Origin of the sequence: Kineococcus rugosus (genome assembly GCF_050871975.1) — a bacterium.
Lineage (GTDB): Bacteria > Actinomycetota > Actinomycetes > Actinomycetales > Kineococcaceae > Kineococcus.
This window is the reverse complement of record NZ_JBJLSJ010000010.1, coordinates 123,611-131,942: the sequence shown is the minus strand read 5'-3', so window position 1 is coordinate 131,942 and position 8,332 is coordinate 123,611. Positions and strand designations below refer to the sequence as shown.

Annotated in this window: 5 protein-coding genes and 1 tRNA gene; 1 reads left to right on the top strand and 5 read right to left on the bottom strand. The window is 76.1% G+C overall.

The features are described from left to right. Positions 1-143: 143 nt before the first annotated feature. From ettA to ACRYM6_RS07795, 4 genes are all read right to left on the bottom strand, one after another. Positions 144-1,826, bottom strand: coding sequence for an energy-dependent translational throttle protein EttA (ettA, locus tag ACRYM6_RS07810; RefSeq protein WP_432542286.1), 1,683 nt, complete (start codon positions 1,824-1,826; stop codon positions 144-146). Positions 1,827-1,848: 22 nt separating this feature from the next. Beyond that, the gene (locus tag ACRYM6_RS07805; RefSeq protein WP_432542285.1) at positions 1,849-2,880 is read right to left on the bottom strand and encodes a GNAT family N-acetyltransferase; all 1,032 of its coding nucleotides are present in this window, start codon (positions 2,878-2,880) and stop codon (positions 1,849-1,851) included. After that, entirely contained in the window at positions 2,877-5,192 is a 2,316-nt protein-coding gene (locus ACRYM6_RS07800; protein WP_432542284.1) for a putative bifunctional diguanylate cyclase/phosphodiesterase, read from the bottom strand. Before ACRYM6_RS07800 ends, ACRYM6_RS07805 begins: the two co-directional genes overlap by 4 nt. A 118-nt stretch (positions 5,193-5,310) precedes the next feature. Further along, a complete protein-coding gene (locus tag ACRYM6_RS07795; RefSeq protein WP_432542283.1) occupies positions 5,311-6,153 on the bottom strand; it encodes an EamA family transporter in 843 nt (280 codons plus the stop codon). Positions 6,154-6,268: 115 nt separating this feature from the next. Here ACRYM6_RS07795 and ACRYM6_RS07790 point away from each other — a divergent pair. Beyond that, positions 6,269-6,341 (top strand) — tRNA-Arg (locus tag ACRYM6_RS07790). Positions 6,342-6,343: 2 nt separating this feature from the next. Here the strand turns inward: ACRYM6_RS07790 and ACRYM6_RS07785 are convergent. Further along, the gene (locus tag ACRYM6_RS07785) at positions 6,344-8,089 is read right to left on the bottom strand and encodes a hypothetical protein (RefSeq protein ID WP_432542281.1); all 1,746 of its coding nucleotides are present in this window, start codon (positions 8,087-8,089) and stop codon (positions 6,344-6,346) included. Positions 8,090-8,332 lie beyond the last annotated feature (243 nt).

The window sequence follows — 8,332 nt, the reverse complement described above, 5'->3', positions numbered from 1 at the left end:
GGGAGACCCCCCGCCACCCCCACCACCGCGCGCGCCGGGGGGGGGGGGGGCGGCCCGGGTGGGTCGCCGCGCCCGGCGCGCCGGGGCGCCCGGCCCCCCCCCCACGACGGACGGCACGGCGGACGGCGCGGCGGGGGTCCCCGTCAGTCGCGGGTGAGCTTGCGGTACGTCACCCGGTGCGGGCGGGCGGCGTCCGGGCCCAGGCGGGCGACCTTGTTCTCCTCGTAGCCGGCGAAGTTGCCCTCGAACCAGTACCAGTTCGCGGGGTCCTCCTCGGTGCCCTCGTAGGCGAGGATGTGGGTCGCGACGCGGTCGAGGAACCACCGGTCGTGGCTGACGACGACGGCGCAGCCGGGGAACTCCAGCAGCGCGTTCTCCAGCGAGCCGAGGGTCTCGACGTCGAGGTCGTTGGTGGGCTCGTCCAGCAGCAGGACGTTGCCGCCCTCCTTGAGGGTCAGCGCCAGGTTCAGCCGGTTGCGCTCCCCGCCGGACAGGACGCCGGCGGGCTTCTGCTGGTCCGGGCCCTTGAACCCGAACGCCGAGACGTAGGCCCGCGAGGGCATCTCCTGGTTGCCGACCTGGATGTAGTCGAGGCCGTCGGAGACGGTCTCCCACAGCGTCTTGCCCTGGTCCAGGCCGCCGCGGGACTGGTCGACGTAGGACAGCTTGACCGTCTCGCCGATCTTCAGCTCGCCGCCGTCGAGCGGCTCGAGGCCGACGATGGTCTTGAACAGCGTGGTCTTGCCGACGCCGTTGGGGCCGATGACGCCGACGATGCCGTTGCGCGGCAGCGAGAACGACAGACCGTCGATGAGGGTGCGGTCCCCGAAGCCCTTCTTGAGGTCCTTGGCCTCGATGACGACCGAGCCCAGCCGCGGCCCGGCCGGGATCTGGATCTCCTCGAAGTCGAGCTTGCGGGTCCGCTCGGCCTCGGCGGCCATCTCCTCGTAGCGGGCCAGGCGGGCCTTGGACTTGGTCTGGCGGCCCTTGGCGTTGGAGCGGACCCACTCCAGCTCGTCCTTGAGGCGCTTGGCGAGCTTGAGGTCCTTCTTGCCCTGCACCGCCAGGCGGGACTGCTTCTTCTCCAGGTAGGTGGAGTAGTTGCCCTCGTAGGGGTAGGCGCGGCCGCGGTCGAGCTCGAGGATCCACTGCGCGACGTTGTCGAGGAAGTACCGGTCGTGGGTGACGGCCAGGACGGCGCCGGGGTACTTCGCCAGGTGCTGCTCCAGCCACGTCACCGACTCGGCGTCGAGGTGGTTGGTGGGCTCGTCGAGCAGCAGCAGGTCCGGCGCCTCCAGCAGCAGCTTGCACAGCGCGACGCGGCGCTTCTCACCACCGGACAGGACCGACACGTCGGCGTCGCCCGGGGGGCAGCGCAGCGCGTCCATGGCCTGCTCCAGCTGGGAGTCCATGTCCCACGCGTTGGCGTGGTCGAGCTCCTCCTGGAGCTGGCCCATCTCGGCCATGAGGGCGTCGAAGTCGGCGTCGGGGTCCTCGAACAGGCCGGTGATCTCGTTGTAGCGGTCCATCTTGACCTTGAGCTCGCCGAGGCCGTCCTGGACGTTCTGCAGCACCGTCTTGGTCTCGTCGAGGGCGGGCTCCTGCATGAGGATGCCGACGCTGTACCCCGGCGAGAGGCGGGCCTCGCCGTTGGAGGGCTGGTCCAGCCCCGCCATGATCTTCAGGACGCTGGACTTCCCCGCGCCGTTGGGGCCCACGACGCCGATCTTGGCGCCGGGGTAGAACGACATCGAGACGTCGTCGAGGATGACCTTGTCCCCGTGCGCCTTGCGAGCCTTGGACATCACGTAGATGAATTCCGCCACGGCCCCAGGCTAGTCGAGAGCGCTAGTCGGGAGCGGGGCCCCCGCTCCGCCCCCGGCGCACCACCAGGCGGCGCCGCTCGCCGGTGACGACCAGCAGCGTCTCCGGCGCCACCCCCGTCATCCAGTCGACCACCTCGGTGCGCGGGTCGGCGAAGGCGCGCTGGAGCACCTCGTGCTCCAGCAGCCGCCCCGGGGAGTAGCGCGCCCAGCGGGTGACGAAGCACCCCTCGAACACGCCGTGGCGCGCGCCGCCGCGCACCGCGACGACGTGCGCGGCCAGCGCCCCGTCCAGGCGCAGGACCGCCAGCTCGCGGCGCCCCAGGTCGCCCAGGGCCCCCAGCCGGGCCCTCCACACCGCCCGGCCGGCGGGGGTGTCCAGCGGGCACGCGACGCCGTGGGCGGCGTCGCGGTCGCGGTGGGCGAGCTCCAGCTCGGGCAGGGTGGCCTCGAAGACGTCCGGGTCGGTGGAGAACGTCAGCTCGGCGCGCACCCCGTCGGCGGCGAGGCGGTTGCGGGCCTTGCGCAGGTTCTTGCGCACGCCCGCGCTGACCAGGTGCTCCCCCTCGGCCGGGCGCCGGACCTCCGGCACCGGCAGGACGTCCTCCACCCGCGCGCCCGCGCCGGCGGCCAGGGCGTGCACGCGCGGGTCGTCGGGCAGCTCGGTCAGGTGCAGCGAGCTGCCGCGCCGGTCGGCCTCGCGCGCCAGCGCCGCCCCGAGGCGGGCCGCGAGCGCCGGGTCGGCGGCGGGGAAGGACGCCTCGTGGCCGCCGCCGCCGGCGAGCAGCTCGGTGCGCGTCCCGGTGGCGTGGACGCGGTCGACCAGGACGAGGGCGGCGTCCCGGCCCGGGCCGTCCTGGACGTGCAGGGCCCACACCGCGGCGGGGGGCGCGACGTCGAGGGCGCGGCGCAGCCAGGCTCCGGTGGCGGTGGGCGGGGTCCCGGGCGCGGCGTGCAGGTCCGCGGACCCCGCCAGGTGCGCCTCGACCGCGGCCCGCCCCGGCAGGACGTGGCCGGGACCGGCGGTCCGGAGCCGCTCCAGCGAGGGGGCGCTCACGAGCGGGCCCCGGTCAGCGGGGCGGTGAGCGGGCGGGCGGGCGCCGCGGCGGGGGCGGGGGCGTGGGCGGCCAGCCAGGCGTCCAGCTCGTCGGCGGGCAGCGCCTTGGAGTACAGCCAGCCCTGCAGGACGTCGCAGCCGGCGGCGGCGAGCTCCTGCCGGGTGACCTCGTCCTCCACGCCCTCGGCGACCAGCCGCAGTCCCAGCGAGTGGGCCAGCATGATCGTGGACTGCACGATGGCCAGGGCTCGGCTGTCGTGCACGAGGTCGGTGAGGAAGGACTTGTCCAGCTTCAGGTCGTCGATGGGCAGCTCGCGCAGGTAGGCCAGGGACGAGTAGCCCGTCCCGTAGTCGTCGACGGCGACGCGGACGCCGCGCCCGCGCAGGCCGTCGAGGATCCGCTGCGCGCGGACGCGGTCGGCCATGAGGAAGTCCTCCGTGATCTCGATCTCCAGCAGGCGCGCGGGCAGCTGCCGGGCGGTGAGCAGCGCGGAGACGCGGTCGGGCAGGAGCTCGTCGCCCAGGGAGGACGCCGAGAGGTTGACCGCCACGGCCAGCGGCCGCCCGGCGCGCCACCAGACGGCGGCCTGGTCCAGCGCCTGCTCCAGCACCGCCCGCGTCAGCTCCTCCATCAGGCCGGCGCTCTCCACCGCGGGCAGGAAGGCGTCGGGGTACAGCAGCCCGTGGCGGGGGTGGCGCCAGCGGACGAGGGCCTCGACGCTGTCCACCGCGCCGGAGGCCACGTCGACCTTGGGCTGGTAGTGCAGGACGAGGCGGCGGGCGGCGATGTCGGCGCGCAGCAGCTCGGCGGTCTCCAGCCGCTCCCCCGAGGCGAACTGGTCCACCTCCTCGCAGTAGGTGAAGGTCCCGAGGTGGTGGGTCTTGGCGTGGTACATGGCGACGTCGGCCTGGCGCAGGAGGGTGGCGAGCTCGGCCGAGGCGGCCGGGAGCACGGAGACGCCGATGCTGGTGCGGGCCCGGACCTGCACGCCCTGCACGGCGTAGGGCTCGCGCAGGGCGGCGTGCGCCCGCTCGGCCAGGGCCTCCGCCTCGGCGGTGCCCGCCCCGGCGCGCACGATGGCGAACTCGTCGCCGCCCAGGCGCACCACGACGGTGCCCGGGTCGGCGGCGACCTCCCGCAGGCGGCGGGCCACGTCGCGCAGCAGGCAGTCGCCGGCCTGGTGGCCGAGGCTGTCGTTGACCTCCTTGAAGCCGTCGAGGTCGAGCAGCAGCAGGGCGGCGTCCTCCCCCGGGCCCGCCGCGGCGAGCAGCTGCGGGGTGCCGCGGTACAGGGCCCGGCGGTTGCCGAGGCCGGTCAGGTCGTCGGTGAGGGCCAGCTCGCGGTGCTCGGCCAGGCGGGTGACCTCGCGGAAGGTGAAGAGCAGGCGGGCCGTCGCGGTGAGCACGGTCGCGGCGGCCAGCGCGATCGCGACGGCGTGCAGCGGGTGCCCGTGGTCCACGACGAACAGCGCCAGCGCGGCCACGGTGGCCAGCACCGGCAGGCAGACCAGCGCCCACCCGGGCAGGCGCGGGCCCGTCGGCGCCGGCGGCCAGCCGGGGGTGAAGCCCATGAGGACGACGCCGGTGACCCAGACGCCGTCGGTGATCCCGCCGGAGACGTAGGTGCCGGTGGCGGTGGCGAACAGGTAGGCCATGTCGGCGACGACGAAGACGACGAGCCCGGCCGCGAGCAGCCACAGCCCCCGCGGGGGGCGCCAGCCGAACAGGGACAGGACCGCGGCCAGCACCAGGAGCAGGACGAGGTCCAGGGCGGGGTAGGCCGAGGTGGTCGCGACCGCGGCCCAGGAGCCGGGCCCGGAGACGATGGGCCCGATGACCGCGGCGGCGGCCACCGCGCCGACCGCCAGGGCCCCGACCACGCCGTCCAGCCACAGGCTCCCGGCGTGCCGGCCGTCGCGGCGGCGGGCCAGCATGATCAGCGCGACGAAGACGGCCGGGTAGAACAGCGCGAAGCAGAGGTCGGCCCCCGACGGGTAGGGCTGGTCGGCCAGGGGGCGGACGAACAGGCTCCAGTACACGTTGCCCGAGCCGTAGACGGCCAGACCCGTCGCCAGCAGGTACCCGGCGCGGCGCGGTCCCGGCGACACCGCGGTGCGCAGGAAGCAGATCGCCGCGGCCGACTCGTAGGCCAGGTTGTTGAGCACGCCGTCGAGCAGGGGCACGTACCCCTCCTGCGGTCGCACGCCCGGCACGGTGGAGACGACGAAGGCGAGCGGGGCGAGCAGCAGCAGCGCGTGCAGCGGCAGCTGCCAGCGCGCGAGCGCGGAGCGCGGCTCGGTCGTGGTCGGCACGTGGTTCCTCCCGGGGGTCAGGGGGTGTGTCGTCCCCCCGGGCCCGCACCTCGACCCGCCGAACGGGTGTCGTGGTGCACAGGTCGACCGTTCCGGTCCGTCCGGTGGGCGGGCCGGGTCAGCCCAGGGCGCAGAGCGCGGCGCCGAGCAGGACCACGACGACCCCGGCCCACTGCAGGCGGCTGAGCCGCTCCCCGTGGACGCGGCGGGCCAGCAGCAGCGTCACGGCCGGGTAGAGGGAGGCCAGGACCGCGACCACGCTGACGAGCCCACCGGTGGAGGCCACCGCGTAGGCGGCGGTCGCGGCGAGGTCCAGGACGCCCAGGGCGAGCAGCGGCGGCAGGTCGCGCGGGCGCACCGGCGCCGACCGGCGGTGCTGGGCGGCGGCCACGGCCACGACGAGGACGACGGAGGTCAGGCGCATCCCCAGCAGCGCGCCGGCGACGGAGCCCTCGCTGCCGCGGGCCAGGGCGTAGATCTCCACGCCGAACAGCAGCGCGGCCAGCAGCGCCAGGGCGGTGGCCCGGCCCTGGCCGCGGGCCGAGGGCCCGAGGTCCGGCCCGGCGGCCCCGACGACGCCGGCGACGGCGAGCGCGGCCCCCAGCAGCTGCAGCGGCCCGGGGCGCTCGCCGGTGGCCACGGAGACGGCGAAGGGCACGAGCATCCCGCAGGAGGCGATGGGGGCGACCACGCCCATGGTCCCGCGGGCCAGCGCCGTGTAGAGGGCGCCCATGGCCGCGGCCCAGGTCGCGCCCGCCGCGATCGACCAGCCGAGCCACGACCCCGCCGACGCGGTGCCGACGCGGCCGGTGGCCCCGAGGACGACGAGCAGGACGAGCGCGGACAGGACCTGGGAGACGGCGAGGACCTGCGCGGCCCGCAGCCGCCGGCTGACGCTGCCGCCGAGGAAGTCGGAGGTGCCCCACAGGCCGCTGGCCAGCAGGGCGAGGACAGCGCTCACGGGAGGGGGGCCGGGCGGGGCGGGGCGAGGAGGGTCACGTCGTCGCTTCGTCAGCGGCGGGGGTGTTCTTGACCCCGAGTCGCTAGGGTGTGCCCGCCGGCCCGTGCCGGCGCAGGCGCTCGTAGCTCAACGGACAGAGCGACCGGCTTCTACCCGGTTGGTTGGGGGTTCGAATCCCTCCGAGCGCGCCTCACCCGGCCCGGCCGCGCCCCCGCAGCCGCAGCCGCAGCACCCCGGGGGTCCGCCCGGTCAGGTACACCAGCTCCCCCCGGGCCGCGTGGCTGCCGCCCAGGTAGTCGTACTGCTCCCCGCCGTCGTAGCGGGCCGGCTGGTCGCCCCCGCCGGCGCCCCCCTCGTCGAGGCGGGTGAGGACGAGCTCGTCGGACCCGACGGCGTAGCGCACCCGGTCGCCGGTGGGCACCGGCCCGCCGTCCCCGGTGGGGCCGACGCCCTCCAGGACGCCGCCGGGGCGGAAGGCCAGTTCCAGCGCGTACGACGTCGCGGCGCCGGAGAACCCGACGGTGAGGTCGGCGCCGTCGTCGAGCAGGTCGACGCGGACGTCCGTGACGAGCTCGACCGGGTCCACCGCCCGCCGGTCGAAGGCCATGGCGGCGTGGAAGCGGCCCTCGTCGCCCAGCGGGTAGGCGCCGTCGGGGTCGCGGTCGGCGGCCGCGAGCGGCTGGTAGTAGCCGGCCCGCAGCTCCTGGCGCAGCCGCACGGCGTCGCCGGTGCGCCGCAGGGTCGCGCTGCGGAAGGGCCCGAGGCCGAAGAAGGCCGTCGACAGGCGCACCGACTCCAGGACGGCGGCCCCGTGCCGCAGGCGCAGGAAGGTGGCGGTGTTGGCCGTCCCGGACCGGACCGTCCCCACCCGCGGCTGGTCGCTGCCGCCGAAGACGACGGTGCGGGTGCGGCCGGCGGCGTGCACGAGCAGGCCCGAGGCGGGCAGCTCGGCCCGCCCGGTCCACGCGGTGCCGGGCCCGGCCGGCAGGACCGAGGCCAGGGCGGGCCGCACGAGCACCTCGGGCAGCAGGTGGCGGCCGTGCACGCCGCGGGACTGCAGCAGGCGCGCCGCGTCGGCGAAGTCGGCCCGGCCCTCCTCGACCGCTAGGCGGCGGTAGGGCAGCAGCAGGTCGCGGCCGGGGTGGCCGGGGGTGTGCTGGTCCTGGCGCCGGGAGTGCACCGACTCCACGAGGCCGTCCTGGTCGAGCAGCGGCAGGAACGCCTCGAGGTTGCGGCGCACCGGGTCGAGCAGCGAGGGGCGGTCCAGGAGGTCGGCCAGGACGAGCAGCGAGGGGTTGGTGACGGCCCCGGCGTACAGCGGGCTGCGCTCGGAGTACATGCCGTCCGGTTGCAGGTCGACGCCCTCGGCGAGCCACTCCTCGACGCGGGCGCGCACGGCGGCGTCGGGGCCGAGCAGGGCCTCCAGCCGGGCGAGGGCGCTGGCCAGCTCCCAGCGGTGGTTCGGCGTGTGGACCCCGCCGGTCAGCAGCGGGGGCAGGACGCGCGCGGCGACGGCCCGCAGGCCGGCGGCGACCTCGTCCAGCGCGGGGTCGCGCGCGGCGATCGTGGCGGTCAGGCACAGGTCGTTGACGGTGAAGGCGGTGTCCGGCGGGGAGGCCAGGTTGGTGCTGTCGAACAGGCCGCCGGGGGTCTGGGCGGCGCTGAGCCGCCCGACCAGGCGCAGCGCGGCCTCGCGCGCGGGGGCGGAGCCGCGGTGCACCGAGCCGGGGTGACAGGAGGCCGTGACCAGCGCCTTGAGCCGCGAGGTGGTCTCGCGGTGGGCCAGCGGGCCCGGCGCGGGGGCGCCCGGGGTCAGCAGGGCGCTCACGTCGTCGTCGAGGTCGCGCACCAGGGCCGCGGTGAACGCGGTGTCGGCGGCGGTGTCGGGGGCGGTGTCGGGTGCGGTGGTGGGTGCGCTGCGGGGGGTGGGGTGCACGGGGTCCTCCGGAGGGGGGTGGGCGCGGGGCGCCGGGCGGCCACGACGCTGCGCCACCGGCGGCGACGTTATCGTGCGCATGACCTGACGAGAAGTCATGCGTACCGCAGCGCTCGTGTCCCTTGACCCGGTAAACCCTTTCCACCTACCTTCCAGGAACCGCCGGCACGGCGGTGCCGTTCCGTCCGCTCGGCCCCCGGGCCGGCCCAACGACGGGTGCCCCTCGACGGGTGCGGGAACGGC